The following is a 16,694-nucleotide window of genomic DNA, read 5'->3' as shown; positions in this document are numbered from 1 at the left end:
CATTAAGGTGATATTGTGATTAACGAAATCAAACAAGACGCTCAAGAGCGCATGGAAAAAAGCGTAGAAGCGCTAAAGAACAACCTGTCTAAAGTTCGTACAGGTCGTGCACACCCAAGTCTATTGGCTGGTATTTCAGTTGAGTACTACGGTGCACCAACTCCTCTAAATCAAGTTGCTAACGTAGTAGCAGAAGACGCACGTACACTAGCAATCACAGTATTCGATAAAGAGCTGACTCAGAAAGTTGAGAAAGCGATCATGATGTCAGATCTTGGTCTAAACCCAATGTCTGCGGGTACTATCATTCGCGTTCCACTTCCACCGCTAACAGAAGAGCGTCGCAAAGACCTTGTTAAGATTGTTCGTGGCGAAGCAGAAGGTGGTCGTGTTGCTATTCGTAACATCCGTCGTGACGCAAATGGCGAGCTAAAAGCATTGCTAAAAGACAAAGAAATCTCTGAAGATGAAGATCGTAAAGGTCAAGAAGAGATCCAAAAGCTAACGGATGCTGCTGTTAAGCAAGTCGACGAAGTGCTAGCAGCAAAAGAAAAAGAGTTGATGGAAGTCTAATTCCTCTACAAACTCTCCTTCTAAAGAGCGCTGTGCTCGCAGCACAGCGTTTTTTTATGCTACTCTCTGTCCTTTGCTGATTACCTATCAATTTCTTGTATGCAAAACTCACATCTTTCTCCAGACGTTCTTCCTCAACATATCGCAATTATCATGGACGGCAATGGCCGTTGGGCTAAAGCGCAAGGTAAACCTCGCGTGTTTGGCCATAAAAATGGTGTTGCTGCTGTTAGAAAAGCGATTTCTACTTCCGCCAAACTCGGCATTAAAGCGATCACTTTATTTGCTTTCAGCAGTGAAAACTGGCGTCGCCCTGAAGAAGAAGTGGGAGTATTGATGGAGCTGTTTATCACGGTTCTTTCAACCGAGATTAAGAAGTTGCACAAAAATAACCTTCGGCTTCGAGTTATCGGCGATACGGCGCGTTTCAATGATAGGTTACGGAAAAAGATTGCTCAGGCAGAAGAGTTGACAGCGAATAATACTGGCATGGTGGTGAACATCGCCGCGAACTACGGTGGTAAGTGGGACATCATGCAAGCGACGAAGGCTCTGGCTAATAAAGTCGCAAACGGTGAATTACAAGCGGACGAGATTACTGAGGAAATGATGACTCAGCATTTAACCATGTCCGATTTACCTGAAGTTGATCTCATGATTCGTACCAGTGGTGAGTGTCGAATCAGTAACTTCATGCTCTGGCAGATGGCCTACGCAGAAATGTATTTTACGCCTATCTATTGGCCAGAATTCGATGAAAATAGCTTAGTTGAAGCAGTGACTTGGTTTGTTAATCGAGAAAGAAGATTCGGTTGTACCGGTGAACAAATCAAGGCATTGATGGAAAGCGAATAAAGGATCCAAGTTTGAAACAAAGAATAATAACAGCGCTCATCCTTGCTCCATTGGTGATTCTAGGAATTTTTGAGTTGTCGCTTCCCTTGTTTACAATTGCGATTGCTGCGGTAATGATGATCGGTTACTGGGAGTGGACGCAATTTGTTGAAGCAAAATCTCGTGCTATGGCGCTGATCCCAGCCTTATTGGTCAGCGGACTGAGCCTAGCGCTTGTCCCTTTCGATGCTTTTAGTTTGAACCAAATCGTAGAGCCACACTACGCCATCCTTGCGGTTGGATGTGTGTGGTGGCTAGTGTCTAGTACTCTCGCGATCACATACCCGAAATCGGCTTCATTGTGGCAACACTCTCCTGTACTGCGTCATCTCTTCGGTATATTAACGCTTTTACCTTTCTTTTGGAGTGTACTGCTCCTTCGTGCCGAAGGGATTGAAACCGACGCTTATCACGGTGCTAAGTTAGTGCTTTACGTTTGTTTGATTGTCTGGGCTGCTGACAGCGGCGCTTACTTTGCTGGTAAGAGCATGGGCAAGCGCAAAATGGCGCCAAATGTTAGTCCTAACAAAACCATTGAGGGCTTGATTGGCGGGATTGTTACCGCAATTATCGTCGGATGGGGAGCGGCAAGCTGGTTTGATATTGAATTTACTAGCCCGTTTATCATGATCGTGATTACGCTGATTACCGTGGTAATTTCCGTTCTGGGTGATCTGGTTGAAAGTATGTTCAAGCGCGTCTCAGGGATAAAAGACAGCAGCAATATTATTCCCGGCCACGGTGGAGTGCTCGATCGCATTGACAGCCTCACAGCGGCATTTCCTGTTTTTGCATTTCTTTACTTCATTTTTTAGGCAAGCTTCGGCTTGCCTAAGTCACAAATCGGTTTCTTGCTATGCGTAAGCTAACAATATTAGGTGCAACTGGTTCGATCGGCGCGAGCACGTTTAAAGTCATCGAACAAAACCCCGAACTGTTTTCTATTGTCGCACTTGCGGCGGGAGGAAATGTTGAGAAAATGCGTGAGTTGTGCCTGAAATGGCGACCTAAGTATGCGGTGATGGCATCGGACTCGGCGGCTTTACAGCTCAAACAGCAGTTAGTGGCACTTAAAATTGATACTGAAGTGTTGTCAGGTATTGAGGCCATGTGCGACGTATCCTCGATGGATGACGTTGATACTGTAATGGCTGCGATTGTTGGTGCTGCGGGCCTGTTACCGACGATGGCGGCAGTCAAAGCGGGTAAGCGTGTGCTGCTTGCAAACAAAGAAGCCTTGGTGATGTCTGGTCAGTTGTTTATCGATGCGGTTAAGCAGTCTGGCGCTGAGCTTATGCCTGTTGATAGCGAGCACAACGCAATCTTCCAATGCTTACCAAGTGATATCCAAACCAATCTTGGTCGCTGCGATTTAGCACAGCATGGTATCTCAAACATTCTGTTAACCGGTTCTGGTGGACCTTTCCGTTACAGTGATATCGAATCACTGAGCTCAGTCACTCCTGAACAAGCCATAGCTCACCCTAACTGGTCGATGGGGCCAAAAATTTCAGTCGACTCGGCGACCATGATGAACAAAGGTCTTGAGTACATTGAAGCGAAGTGGCTGTTTAACACCTCTCGAGAACAATTAAAGGTATTGATTCATCCTCAATCTGTTATCCACTCGATGGTGCAGTACAAAGATGGCTCAGTATTGGCGCAGATGGGCGAACCAGATATGGCGACGCCGATTGCGCTGACCCTGTCTTACCCTGAACGTGTTGCGGCGGGTGTGGCTCCGCTAGACTTTACTAAAGTTGGCGAGCTCACTTTCTTAGAACCTGATTACAACCGCTATCCATGTTTAAAACTCGCTATCGACGCCTGCTACGAAGGTCAGCATGCAACAACGGCACTGAATGCGGCAAATGAAATCGCGGTGGCTGCGTTCCTCGATAGACAGTTGTCATTTACAGACATATCGGTCATTAACCAGAAGGTTTTGTCAAAAGTCTGTGCTGATACCCATCAGTCGCACTGTAGTGACTTGGAAAGCATACTTGAGGTCGATAGAATGGCGAGAGATTTAGCAACCAACTGGGTTAGTGAGCGTAAGCTATGACAGGTATTTTGTGGAACTTCGTATCCTTTATCGTTGCGCTGGGAATATTAGTCGCTGTCCATGAGTTCGGCCATTTCTGGGTTGCTCGCCGCTGTGGTGTAAGGGTCGAAAAATTCTCCATTGGGTTTGGTAAGGCCATTTGGAGCAAAGTAGGAAAAGATGGCACAGAATACAGCGTCTCGATGATTCCACTGGGTGGCTACGTCAAGATGCTCGACGGGCGTGTCGATGAAGTCTCTGACGCCGATCAACGCTTTGCTTTTGATAAAAAGCCACTTTGGAAGCGCAGTGCGATTGTCGCTGCAGGCCCAGTGTTCAACTTCTTATTTGCCATTATCGCCTACTGGCTTGTGTTTATGATCGGCGTTCCGGCGGTCAAGCCCGTTGTTGGCCAGGTTACCCCTCATTCTATTGCTGCCCAAGCAGGGTTGGAACAGGGAATGGAACTTAAATCCGTTTCTGGCGTCAAAACCGCAGATTGGGAATCGGTCAACATGGGGTTGATTGCTCATATTGGTGATGAACGTCTGACGATGACGGTTGCCCCTTCCGACGGCGTCGGCGTTGAGCAAACCCTCTCTTTTGATCTTACCGAGTGGAACTTTGACCCTGAAAAACAGTCTGCTATGTCAGCGCTTGGCTTTGTTCCTTTTACGCCAGAGATTTCAACCAAGCTTATCAATGTGACGCAAGGCAGCGCTGGTGAGCGTGCTGGATTAAAAGTCGGAGATACTCTGCTCGCGATTGACGGTGTCGCCATCACAGATTGGCAGCAAGTCGTTGATGCGATTCAGCAGCATCCGAATGCTTCACTGCCGCTTCAGGTTGAACGCGATGGTGAGCGTGTCTCCCTGACTATCATTCCAGACAGTCGTGAGATGAAAGGTAAAGGCGAAGTCGGTTTTGCTGGAATCGCCCCAGAGGTCGCAGAATGGCCGGAAAGTTATCGCTTCGACTTACAATTTGGTGTAATTGAATCAGTCGGGAAAGCGGTTGAAAAAACCGGACAAGTGATTGATCTGACCATCAGTATGTTGAAAAAGCTGATTGTTGGCGATGTAGGACTTAACAACTTAAGTGGACCCATTTCAATAGCGAAAGGGGCAGGGACGACCGCCGATTATGGCTTGGTTTACTTCCTTGGTTTCCTTGCTCTTATTAGTGTCAACTTAGGGATAATTAACCTTGTGCCGTTACCTATGTTAGATGGCGGACATCTATTGTTTTTTGCTATTGAGGCTGTAATAAGACGCCCAGTCCCTGAGAAAATTCAGGAAATGGGGTACCGTGTAGGCGGAGCAATTATCTTCTCTCTTATGGCAGTGGCAATTTTCAATGATTTTGCTCGTCTCTAACTGGGCAAAGGTTGTAGTAAGGAATAACTAAAACAAATATGGCGATGAAAAAGATTCTACTTGCCACAGCACTCGCAACAAGTATGAGTGCAAATGGTGCCGAAAGCTTTGTTGTCCAAGATATTCAAGTTGAAGGCTTGCAACGTGTGACACTTGGTGCTGCGTTGTTGAAAATGCCAGTCCGTATTGGCGATGCCGTCGACAATGAAGATATCTCGCAAATCATTCGAGCTCTCTACGCATCTGGCAACTTCGAAGACATTAAGGTTTTACGCCAAGACAACGTGCTCGTTGTTCAAGTAAAAGAGCGTCCTACCGTATCCAGTATCTCGTTCTCTGGTAACAAGGCGATCAAAGAAGAGCAGCTGCAACAGAATCTAGATGCTTCTGGTGTCCGAGTCGGTGAAGCGCTTGACCGCACGACTTTGGCCAATATCGAGAAGGGTCTAGAAGATTTCTATTACAGTGTTGGTAAGTACAACGCGAACGTAAAAGCGGTGGTCACACCACTCCCACGTAATCGTGCAGATTTAAAGTTTGTTTTCTCTGAGGGTGTTTCAGCCAAAATTAAGCAAATTAACTTCATTGGTAATGACGTCTTTTCTGACGATGAGCTACTGGGTCGCTTTGAGCTTAATGTGGATGTCGCTTGGTGGAACTTCCTATCCGATGACAAATACCAAAAGCAAGTATTAGCTGGCGATATTGAAGCACTTAAGTCGTACTACTTAGACCGTGGCTACCTGAAATTTAAAGTTGATTCTACACAAGTCTCAATTTCCCCTGACAAAAAAGGGGTCTACATTACCTTAGGCTTGGACGAAGGCCAGCCATACTCGGTCAAAGACGTGAAGTTCCGTGGTGATCGTGTTGTTGGTGAAGACGAGCTTAACGATCTCATTTCATTTGAGATGGGTGAACTCTACAACGGCTCAGCGGTGACGAGCTTAGAAGAGAACGTCAAACGTTTATTGGGTGAAGCTGGTTATGCTTACCCTCAAGTGCGCACCATTTCTGAGTTTGATGATGAGACTCAAGAAGTTTCTTTGGTGGTCAATATTGAAGCGGGTAAACGTATTTACGTGCGAGATATCCGTTTTGTGGGTAACAACTCGACCAAAGATGAAGTACTGCGCCGAGAAATGCGTCAGATGGAAGGCAGCTGGCTGAACTCTAAGGCGATTGATACTGGTAAGAGTCGACTAAATCGTCTCGGTTTCTTTGAAACGGTTGATGTACAAACTGTGCGTGTTCCGGGCAGCGAAGACCAAGTGGATTTGGTATACAGCGTAAAAGAGGCGAACTCAGGCAGCGTTAACTTCGGTATCGGCTACGGTACAGAATCTGGCGTGAGTTTCCAGGTTGGATTGCAGCAGGACAACTTTATTGGTACTGGTAATCGTGTTGGTATTAACGCGATGATGAACGACTACCAAAAGAACGTGAGTTTGGACTATCGTGACCCTTACTGGAACCTTGATGGTGTCAGTCTTGGCGGTAAGATCTTCTACAACCAGTTTGAAGCGAAAGAAGCAGGTATCGTTGACTACACCAACGAAAGTTACGGTGCTAGTTTAACATGGGGCTTCCCATTCGATGAGTTGAATCGCTTTGAGTTTGGTGTGGGTTACACCCACAACAAGATTGGTAACGTGCCGACTTATGACCAAGCGCAGCTGTTTGCTCAAAGTATTAATCAGCCAGATGGTGACATCATCACCAATGACTTTGACTTGAATGCGTCTTGGACACGAAACAACCTTAACCGAGGCTATTTCCCAACGGCGGGTAACTACCAACGTGCATTTGCTAAGGCAACAGTACCGAGCTCAGACGCTCAGTACTTCAAGCTACAGTATGACGTTAGACAGTACATTCCGTTGACCAAAAAGCACGAATTCACGTTACTTATGCGTGGTCGCTTAGGTTACGGTAATGGTTACGGCCAAACGGATGGTAACGACAACTTGTTCCCATTCTACGAAAACTACTACGCCGGTGGTTTCACCTCTCTTCGTGGCTTTAGATCGAATACCGCGGGACCAAAAGCGGTGTACACAATAAACAGCAATCCATCGTTCTGTAGTAGCTCATCGTGTGTCAACTCGACCGATGACTCTGTAGGTGGTAATGCGGTTGCTCTGGCGAGTCTTGAGCTGATTGTGCCAACGCCTTTTGCATCGGATGAAGTGCGTAACCAAATCCGCACCAGTATGTTCCTTGATGCGGCAAGCGTTTGGGACACAGAATTCGTCTATGATGAGACGATCACAGATCGTTACTACATGGACTACTCGGATCCAACCAACTACCGCGCATCATACGGTGTGGCGTTGCAATGGATGTCACCAATGGGGCCTTTGGTCTTCTCAGTGGCGAAACCGATTACAATTTACGAAGGTGATGATGAAGAATTCTTCACTTTCACCATCGGCAGAACCTTCTAATTTGAAAGGAAATTATAAAGTGAATAAAACAATTAAAGCGGCTGGTATTGGCCTATTAGTAATGACGTCTTCTCTATTTGCTCACGCGGCAGAAGCTGCGCAAAAAGTAGGCTATGTAAATACCGCTCAAGTGTTCCAAGCACTACCACAACGTGAAGTTGTCCTGCAAAAGATGCAGGAAGAGTTTAAAGACAAGGCTGATGAGCTAAAGTCTATTCAAGCAGAAGCAAAAACGAAGATCGAAAAGCTAAAGCGTGATGGCGAGTTATTAGGTCAAGATGAAGTTGAGAAACTACGTATTGAAATCGGTCAGCTAGACAGCAAATACAAAATCAAAGCTCAGGCTCTAGAGCAAGCGTCAGCGCGTCGTGAAGCGCAAGAGAAGCAAAAGCTATTTAAAGTTATTCAGGATGCAGTGAAGAAAGTCGCTGAGAAAGAAGGTTATGACATTATTGTTGATATCCAGACCATGCAGTACGGCAAGCCTGAGTACAACATTTCAGAAAAAGTAATCAAACAACTAAAATAATCGTTTATGACAGCAATCTCTTTAGCCGATTTGGCAACTATTACTGGGGGAGAGCTCCATGGTGATGCAAGTGCAATGGTCACCATGGTTGCACCAATGGACAAAGCACAGGAAGGTGACGTTACTTTCCTGTCTAATCCTAAATACGCTAAGCACCTTGCTGACTGTCAAGCGACGGTGGTGATGGTAAAAGAAGCTCAACGCGAAGCGTGTGGTGGTAATGTACTTGTGGTCGATGACCCTTACGTCGCTTTTGCTAAAGTGGCACAAGCTCTCGACACTACACCTTCACCGGCAACCTCAATTGCGCCTTCAGCGGTGATCGCTGATGATGCTAAATTGGGTGATAATGTCTCCGTTGGCGCAAACGCCGTGATTGAGTCTGGAGTAGAGCTCGGAGACAACGCGGTGATCGGTGCGGGCTGCTTTATTGGCAAAAATGCGAAAATTGGCGCTAATACCAAGTTATGGTCGAATGTCAGCATTTATCATGACGTGGTATTAGGGGATGATTGTTTAGTTCAAGCAAATACAGTGATTGGCTCTGATGGCTTTGGTTATGCCAACGAGAAAGGCGAATGGATTAAAATTCCACAACTTGGCTCGGTCATTATTGGTAATCGTGTAGAGATTGGTTCTTGTACGACGATTGACCGTGGCGCGCTCGAAGATACCATTATTGAAGATAACGTTATCATAGATAACCAGATGCAAATCGCTCACAATGTACAGATCGGATATGGTACAGCTATGGCTGGTGGTACGATTGTTGCTGGCAGTACTAAGATCGGCAAATACTGTATCATTGGCGGTGGTACGGTTATTAACGGTCATATTGAGATCGTTGATGGCGTGACTATTACTGGTATGGGCATGGTCATGCGTGGTATCTCAGAAAAAGGTATGTACTCCTCTGGGATCCCATTACAGCCGAATAAAGAGTGGCGTAAAACCGCGACTCGCGTTCATCGTATTGATGAAATGAACAAGCGTCTTAAAGCGGTTGAAAAGCAGTTAGAACAAGACTCGGATTCTTGATTCCAGTCTTGATCAAAAAGGCTCGCGAATTGCGAGTCTTTTTCGTCTATAATGCCAGCCGAAAACATATTTAGCATTCGATATAGGAATATGACTTTGACTACTGAAAAGAAAACGATGAACATCACTGAAATTCAGGAATTACTCCCTCATCGCTACCCATTCTTACTGATTGATCGTGTGACTGACTATCAAGAAGAGAAGTACTTAACGGCGATTAAAAACGTTTCAGTGAATGAACCTCAGTTTACAGGTCATTTCCCACAACTACCTGTATTTCCTGGTGTGTTGATCCTTGAAGCAATGGCTCAGGCGACGGGCCTGTTGGCATTTAAATCATTTGGCGCGCCATCTGAAAATGAACTGTACTACTTTGCTAGCGTTGACAAAGCAAAGTTCCGCAAACCAGTTGTACCAGGTGACCAATTGGTTATAGAAGTTGAGTTTGTTAAAGAGCGTCGCGGTATTGCAGCGTTTAACGGTGTTGCAAAAGTCGACGGCGAAGTCGTATGTTCAGCAGAGCTGAAGTGCGCCCGTCGAGAGTTTTAATATGATTCACGAAACTGCTCAAATCCATCCTTCGGTTGTTATTGAGGGTGAGGTAAAAATTGCAGCCAACGTGACCGTCGGTCCGTTTACTTACATCTCAGGTAATATTGAGATTGGTGAAGGGACTGAAGTGATGTCTCACGTTGTGATCAAAGGCCATACAACCATTGGCAAAGATAACCGTATTTTCCCACATGCGGTCATTGGTGAAGAGAACCAAGACAAGAAATACGGTGGTGAAGCCACGACAGTTGTAATTGGTGACCGTAACGTCATACGTGAAGCGGTACAAATCCACCGAGGCACAGCGCAAGATAAGGCAACAACCGTTATCGGTGATGACAACCTTCTTTGCGTCAACGCACACATCGCGCATGATGTGATCGTAGGAAACCATACGCACGTGGGTAATAACGCTATTCTTGGTGGACACGTTACAGTGGAAGATTACGCAGGGGTCATGGCTTTGTCTGCGATTCACCCGTTCTGTAAAGTCGGTGCGTACAGCTACATTGGTGGTTGTTCTGCTGTGGTTAAAGATGTTCCACCGTACGTTCTTGCGCAAGGCAACCACGCGACACCGTTTGGCTTAAACCTTGTTGGCTTACAGCGTAATGGCTTTGAAAAAGCAGAGCTAAGAGCGCTGCGTAATGCGTACAAAGAGTTCTATCGCTCTGGTAAAACCCAAGCAGAAGCGAAAGAAGTGCTCGAAGAAATGGCAAAAGATTGGCCATCAATTAAGCACTTTATTGAGTTTGTGGAAACCTCTGAGCGTGGCGTTATTCGCTAAGCCATCCCATGATTAATTAAAAAGATCGCAGCCATCGGTTGCGGTCTTTTTGCGTTTATAAAGTGAGTAAAATGGAAAAACCACTCAGAATTGGCATTGTTGTGGGGGAGTTGTCAGGTGACACGCTCGGGGAAGGCTTTATCAAAGCGGTCAAAGCGCAATACCCTGACGCCGAGTTTGTCGGTATTGGCGGACCCAAGATGAAAGCGCTAGGCTGTGAATCTCTGTTTGACATGGAAGAACTCGCTGTCATGGGATTAGTTGAGGTACTTGGCCGATTACCGCGTTTACTCAAAGTAAAGGCGCAACTGGTGAAGTATTTTACTGACAATCCACCTGATGTTTTTGTTGGTATCGATGCGCCTGATTTCAACTTACGTCTAGAGTTGGACCTGAAACAAGCTGGCATCAAGACGGTCCACTATGTTAGTCCATCCGTATGGGCTTGGCGTCAAAAGCGCATCTTTAAAATCGAAGCCGCAACCAACTTAGTGTTAGCATTCTTGCCCTTTGAGAAAGCGTTTTACGACAAGTTCAATGTGCCTTGCGAGTTTATTGGCCATACACTGGCTGATGCCATTCCGTTGGTTTCAGAGAAAGCACCTGCTCGAGAACTATTAGGTCTTGAGCAAGATAAGAAGTGGCTTGCGGTTCTACCCGGAAGCCGCGGCAGTGAGCTAAAAATGCTCTCCCAACCATTTATTGAAACCTGTAAAAGGCTACACAAAACGCATCCTGACTTAGGATTTGTGGTGGCGTTGGTAAACCAGAAGCGCCGAGAGCAATTTGAACAAGCTTGGCAAGAGTTTGCTCCTGAGCTTGATTTTATCTTGGTCGATGATACTGCGCGCAATGTTATTACAGCAGCTGATGCAGTATTGCTTGCCTCGGGGACTGTTGCTCTAGAATGCATGCTGATCAAGCGCCCTATGGTGGTTGGATATAAGGTAAACGCCATCACCGCGTTTATCGCTCGTCGCCTAGTGAAAACAGATTATGTATCACTGCCAAACATTCTGGCTGAGCAAGAGATCGTCAAAGAGTATTTATTGGAAGAGTGCACTCCTGATAATTTGGCGCCCGAAGTTGAGCGTTTGCTAGGCAGTGATGGTCAGCAGATGATCGACAAGTTTACAGAGATGCATCACTGGATTCGCAAAGATGCGGATACCCAAGCTGCGAATGCAGTTCTGGCATTAATTGGTAAGAAATAGATACTATGGCAAAAGAAAAACAAGAACTTCCGCCGTTTGAGTACCCGCAAGGTTATCAACATGTGGCTGGGGTGGATGAAGTCGGTCGAGGGCCGTTGGTGGGCGACGTGGTTACGGCCGCTGTGATCTTAGACCCCAACAATCCGATTGAAGGTTTGAACGACTCCAAAAAGCTCTCAGAGAAAAAACGTTTAGCGCTGCTGCCTGAAATCCAAGAGAAAGCGCTCGCTTGGTCCGTTGGACGTTGCACTCCTGCGGAGATTGATGAAATGAACATCTTGCAGGCGACTATGGTAGCGATGCAGCGAGCGATCGCAGGGTTAAAAGTACAACCAGATTTAGCACTGATCGATGGCAACCGCTGCCCCGCGTTGCCAATGGATGCTCAAGCGGTGGTTAAGGGGGACTTGCGCGTTGCTGAGATCAGTGCAGCATCCATCATTGCGAAAGTTGTCCGAGACCAAGAGATGGAAGAGCTCGATAAGTTACATCCAGAGTTTGGCTTTGCTAAGCACAAAGGTTATCCAACTAAGGCGCATTTTGAAGCGATTGAAGCACATGGTGTGATTGACCAACATCGTAAAAGCTTCAAACCAGTGAAGAAAGCGCTCGGGTTAGATTAGAAACCCGAATATTATGGGGTGTATTCACGTATTACTATCACGTAAAATACCCCCATTCCTTTCCGATTAAGTACTATTTGCGGAACTATTCATGTCAGATCCTAAGTTTGTCCACCTTCGAGTTCACAGTGACTTCTCCATGGTCGATGGCCTTTCCAAAGTGCCACCTCTGGTTAAGAAAGTGGCAGAGTTGGGAATGCCTGCAATGGCACTTACCGATTTCACTAACTTATGTGGTTTGGTGAAGTTTTATGGTACCGCTCATGGTTGTGGTATCAAGCCGATCATTGGTGCCGATTTTGCCATGCAATCAGCAGCGTTTGGTGATGAACTCACCAAATTAACGGTGTTGGCCGCAGACAATACTGGCTATAAAAACCTAACGTTACTGATCTCAAAAGCGTACCTTCGTGGTCACGTTCAGCATCAGCCAGTCATTGACAAAGAGTGGCTGGTGGAGCTGTCCGAGGGCTTGATTTTGCTCTCTGGTGGTAAAAGCGGTGAAATTGGTAAAGCGCTTCTCAAGGGCAACCAAAAAACGGCTCAAGAGTGCGCAGAGTTTTACCAGACTCACTTTGCCGACCGCTTTTATCTTGAGCTGACTAGAACTGGACGCGCCGACGAAGAGAGCTACCTCCATTTTGCACTCGAATTCGCTGAGCAGTTTGAATTGCCAGTGGTTGCGACAAACGATGTCGTCTTTCTTGACGAAACCCTGTTTGATGCGCACGAGATTCGAGTGGCGATTCATGACGGCTATACCTTAGAAGATCCACGTCGACCGAAGAACTACAGCCCTCAGCAATATTTACGCACTGAAGAAGAAATGTGTGAGTTGTTTGCTGACATTCCCGAAGCGCTAGAAAACAGCGTCGAAATTGCTAAGCGCTGTAACGTCACCGTGCGTCTTGGAGAATACTTCCTACCCGCGTTCCCAACAGAAGGCATGGAAGAAACGGAATTTTTGGTCATGAAATCGGAAGAGGGGCTCGAAGAACGTCTTGAGTTCTTATTCCCCGATCCGAAAGTTCGTGCTGAGCGTCGCCCTGAATATGATGAGCGATTGAAGATCGAACTCGAAGTTATCAACAACATGGGTTTCCCCGGTTACTTTTTGATCGTAATGGAGTTCATCCAGTGGTCGAAAGACAATGACATTCCTGTTGGTCCGGGGCGTGGTTCGGGTGCCGGTTCATTGGTAGCGTATGCGCTGAAAATCACAGATTTGGACCCGCTCGAGTACGACTTACTCTTCGAACGTTTCTTGAACCCAGAACGTGTTTCGATGCCCGACTTTGATGTCGACTTCTGTATGGACAAGCGTGACCAAGTGATTGACCACGTAGCAGAAATGTATGGTCGCGATGCGGTATCGCAGATCATCACCTTTGGTACCATGGCGGCGAAAGCGGTAATACGCGATGTGGGTCGTGTGCTTGGCCATCCGTTTGGTTTCGTTGATCGCATTTCGAAACTTGTCCCGCCGGATCCTGGCATGACGCTAGAGAAAGCCTTTAAAGCCGAGCCTGCACTGCCAGAGCTTTATGATGCGGATGAAGAGGTCAAAGAGCTCATCGATATGTGTCGCATCCTAGAAGGCTGTACACGTAACGCGGGTAAACACGCGGGTGGTGTTGTAATTTCACCAACCACGATCACCGATTTTGCGCCGATCTACGCGGATGCAGAAGGCCATTTCCCCGTCACTCAGTTCGATAAGAATGACGTGGAAACCGCGGGTCTGGTTAAGTTTGACTTCTTGGGGCTGCGTACCCTAACCATCATTGACTGGGCACTAGGGTTGATTAACCCTCGCTTAGCCAAAGAGGGTAAAGCCCCCGTCGCGATTGAGTCGATACCGCTTGATGACCAAGCGTCGTTTAACTTACTGCAAAACTCTGAAACTACCGCGGTGTTCCAGCTTGAATCCCGTGGTATGAAAGAGCTAATCAAACGCCTTCAACCCGACTGTTTCGAAGACATTATCGCACTGGTAGCTTTGTTCCGTCCGGGGCCGCTGCAATCAGGCATGGTAGACAACTTTATCGACCGTAAACATGGCCGAGAAGCAATTTCCTATCCTGATGAAAAGTGGCAGCACGAGTCGCTCAAAGAGATCCTCGATCCGACTTACGGCATTATCTTGTATCAAGAACAGGTCATGCAGATAGCGCAGGTGCTTTCTGGGTATACCCTTGGTGGCGCGGATATGCTTCGTCGTGCTATGGGTAAGAAAAAACCGGAAGAGATGGCCAAACAGCGTGCCACGTTCGAAGAGGGCGCGATTGCCAATGGTGTCGATGGCGAACTCGCGATGAAGATCTTCGACTTGGTAGAGAAATTTGCGGGCTACGGCTTTAACAAATCTCACTCAGCGGCATACGCCCTGGTTTCATATCAAACCTTGTGGCTCAAAACACACTATCCTGCGGAGTTTATGGCTGCGGTAATGACCGCGGATATGGATAACACCGAAAAAGTGGTTGGTCTTGTAGACGAATGTCTGCGCATGAAGCTGAAAGTGTTGCCGCCGGATATAAACTCTGGCTTGTATCGCTTCAACGTAGATGAAGATGGCGCAATTGTTTATGGCATCGGTGCGATTAAAGGTGTCGGTGAAGGCCCTATCGAGGCGATTTTGGAATCGCGCAACCGAGATGGTCACTTCAAAGACTTGTTTGACTTCTGTGCTCGCATCGATTTGAAAAAGGTCAATAAACGCGTCATAGAGAAGCTTATCTATGCCGGAGCTTTAGATCGACTGGGCCCTCATCGAGCAGCCATGATGGCTTCACTCGATGACGCGGTTAAAGCAGCCAGCCAACATCACCAAGCGGAAGCATTTGGTCAGAGCGATCTGTTTGGCGTATTGACGGAAGCGCCAGAAGAGGTAGAAAACAAATACACCAAAGTTGCGCCGTGGCCTGAGAAGGTATGGTTAGAGGGAGAGCGGACAACACTCGGCCTTTATTTGACCGGGCACCCAATAAATGCCTATTTGAAGGAACTTGGTAAGTACACCAGTTGTCGACTAAAAGACGCGACGCCAACTCGTCGTGACCAAAGTGTGACTGTCTCAGGGCTAGTGATTGCAGCTCGCGTCATGACCACGAAACGCGGTACACGCATCGGCTTGATGACACTCGACGATCGCAGTGGACGTATGGAAGTGATGTTGTTCTCAGATGCGTTGGATAAATACGCTGAATTGTTAGAACAAGATAAAATTTTGGTGGTTTCTGGACAGGTCAGCTTTGATGATTTCAATGGTGGTCTTAAAATGTCCGCGCGCGAGGTCATGGATCTCGGCACTGCTCGCGAAAAGTACGCGCGTGGATTATCTGTATCGATTGAAGAATCTCAAATCGATGGCCAGTTTTTTGAGCGCTTTAGTAAAATACTAGAGCCTCATCGGGCAGGAACGGTTCCTGTTCATGTATATTACCAACGGAGCGATGCGCGCGCGCGTCTAACGTTAGGTACCGAATGGCGAGTTACGCCAAGCGATGCATTATTAGATGATTTAAAACAACTGCTTGGTAATGGCCAAGTAGAACTCGAATTTAACTAAATTCGGCACAAAGCCGAATCAGAAAGGATCGATAGATGAGCCTAAACTTTTTAGAATTTGAAAAGCCGATCGCAGAACTTGAAGCAAAGATTGAAGCACTACGTGATGTATCTCGCCACGGCGGTGAGTCTGGTGTGGATCTAGAAAAAGAGATCGAACAGCTAGAAAAGAAAAGCTTAGAGCTTAAGAAAAAGACCTTTAGCGATCTAGGGGCGTGGGAAACTGCTCAACTGGCGCGTCATCCACAACGTCCTTACACGCTGGACTACATCCAACATGTATTTACAGAATTTGAAGAGCTAGCGGGTGACCGAGCGTTTGCTGATGATAAAGCGATCGTTGGTGGTATGGCTCGCCTTGATGGTCGTCCGGTTATGATCATCGGTCACCAAAAAGGTCGTGAGACCAAAGAAAAAGTAAAACGTAACTTCGGTATGCCTAAACCAGAAGGTTACCGTAAAGCCCTACGCCTTATGGAAATGGCGGAGCGTTTTAACATGCCAATCATCACCTTCATTGATACTGCGGGTGCTTACCCAGGTGTTGGTGCAGAAGAGCGCGGCCAATCAGAAGCAATTGCGAAAAACCTAAAAGTGATGGCGGGTTTAAAAGTGCCAGTGATTTGTAACGTTGTTGGTGAAGGTGGTTCAGGAGGTGCATTGGCTATTGGTGTTGGCGATTACGTCAACATGCTTCAGTACTCGACGTACTCAGTCATCTCACCAGAGGGCTGTGCATCGATTCTATGGCGTGATTCAGATAAAGCGCCTCAAGCGGCTGACGCGATGGGCCTAACGGCGCCTCGTCTTAAAGAGCTTGAGTTGATCGATGAAATTATTGAAGAGCCATTAGGTGGTGCGCACCGCGACCATGTTCAAATGGCAGCAAACATGAAAGCGAACCTACTTAAGCAGTTAGATGAGCTGGCTCAATTTGACAACGACACACTTCTTGAGCGCCGTTACCAACGCTTAATGAGCTACGGTTACTGCTAATCAGCATCTTGTTAAATCCTAAAGGTCGAACTTAGTTCGGCCTTTTTTATT

The 16,694-nt window shown here is 46.8% G+C and carries 14 protein-coding genes; all 14 read left to right on the top strand.

The genetic code is table 11. From position 1 onward, the window contains the following. Positions 1–15 precede the first annotated feature (15 nt). On the top strand, positions 16–573 hold the full coding sequence (gene frr / locus RJ47_RS09365; RefSeq protein WP_038139537.1) for a ribosome recycling factor: 558 nt from the start codon (positions 16–18) through the stop codon (positions 571–573). 99 nt (positions 574–672) lie between these two features. After that, positions 673–1,428, top strand: coding sequence for a polyprenyl diphosphate synthase (locus RJ47_RS09360; protein ID WP_005475343.1), 756 nt, complete (start codon positions 673–675; stop codon positions 1,426–1,428). 11 nt (positions 1,429–1,439) lie between these two features. After that, entirely contained in the window at positions 1,440–2,282 is an 843-nt protein-coding gene (locus tag RJ47_RS09355) for a phosphatidate cytidylyltransferase (protein ID WP_039483434.1), read from the top strand. Between the two features lie 41 nt (positions 2,283–2,323). Then, entirely contained in the window at positions 2,324–3,532 is a 1,209-nt protein-coding gene (gene ispC / locus RJ47_RS09350) for a 1-deoxy-D-xylulose-5-phosphate reductoisomerase (RefSeq protein WP_039483431.1), read from the top strand. Further along, the gene (gene rseP / locus RJ47_RS09345; protein WP_039483429.1) at positions 3,529–4,887 is read left to right on the top strand and encodes a sigma E protease regulator RseP; all 1,359 of its coding nucleotides are present in this window, start codon (positions 3,529–3,531) and stop codon (positions 4,885–4,887) included. Before ispC ends, rseP begins: the two co-directional genes overlap by 4 nt. A gap of 38 nt (positions 4,888–4,925) precedes the next feature. Continuing rightward, positions 4,926–7,334, top strand: coding sequence for an outer membrane protein assembly factor BamA (gene bamA, locus RJ47_RS09340; protein WP_039483426.1), 2,409 nt, complete (start codon positions 4,926–4,928; stop codon positions 7,332–7,334). Positions 7,335–7,353: 19 nt separating this feature from the next. Continuing rightward, positions 7,354–7,863 carry an OmpH family outer membrane protein gene (locus RJ47_RS09335; protein WP_005475287.1) on the top strand — a complete coding sequence of 170 codons (510 nt, stop codon included), beginning with the start codon at positions 7,354–7,356 and terminating at the stop codon, positions 7,861–7,863. A 6-nt stretch (positions 7,864–7,869) separates the two neighbouring features. Next, positions 7,870–8,901 (top strand): UDP-3-O-(3-hydroxymyristoyl)glucosamine N-acyltransferase, encoded by a 1,032-nt coding sequence (lpxD, locus tag RJ47_RS09330; protein WP_038139526.1) that lies wholly within the window; start codon positions 7,870–7,872, stop codon positions 8,899–8,901. Between the two features lie 96 nt (positions 8,902–8,997). Further along, positions 8,998–9,450: a 3-hydroxyacyl-ACP dehydratase FabZ gene (fabZ, locus tag RJ47_RS09325; protein ID WP_038139751.1), complete on the top strand. Its 453-nt coding sequence runs from the start codon at positions 8,998–9,000 to the stop codon at positions 9,448–9,450. 1 nt (position 9,451) lies between these two features. Beyond that, positions 9,452–10,240, top strand: coding sequence for an acyl-ACP--UDP-N-acetylglucosamine O-acyltransferase (gene lpxA / locus RJ47_RS09320; protein WP_005475344.1), 789 nt, complete (start codon positions 9,452–9,454; stop codon positions 10,238–10,240). Between the two features lie 71 nt (positions 10,241–10,311). Then, a complete protein-coding gene (gene lpxB / locus RJ47_RS09315; RefSeq protein ID WP_039483423.1) occupies positions 10,312–11,454 on the top strand; it encodes a lipid-A-disaccharide synthase in 1,143 nt (380 codons plus the stop codon). A gap of 5 nt (positions 11,455–11,459) precedes the next feature. Beyond that, the gene (gene rnhB, locus RJ47_RS09310; RefSeq protein WP_038215576.1) at positions 11,460–12,077 is read left to right on the top strand and encodes a ribonuclease HII; all 618 of its coding nucleotides are present in this window, start codon (positions 11,460–11,462) and stop codon (positions 12,075–12,077) included. A gap of 91 nt (positions 12,078–12,168) precedes the next feature. Then, positions 12,169–15,648 carry a DNA polymerase III subunit alpha gene (gene dnaE / locus RJ47_RS09305; RefSeq protein WP_038190709.1) on the top strand — a complete coding sequence of 1,160 codons (3,480 nt, stop codon included), beginning with the start codon at positions 12,169–12,171 and terminating at the stop codon, positions 15,646–15,648. Between the two features lie 35 nt (positions 15,649–15,683). Further along, positions 15,684–16,643 (top strand): acetyl-CoA carboxylase carboxyl transferase subunit alpha, encoded by a 960-nt coding sequence (gene accA / locus RJ47_RS09300; protein WP_005475319.1) that lies wholly within the window; start codon positions 15,684–15,686, stop codon positions 16,641–16,643. The last annotated feature ends 51 nt before the right edge of the window (positions 16,644–16,694 follow it).

Origin of the sequence: Vibrio sinaloensis (assembly GCF_000808535.1) — a bacterium.
In the GTDB taxonomy this organism is placed as follows: domain Bacteria; phylum Pseudomonadota; class Gammaproteobacteria; order Enterobacterales; family Vibrionaceae; genus Vibrio; species Vibrio sinaloensis_D.
This window is presented reverse-complemented; position numbering and strand designations above follow the sequence as displayed.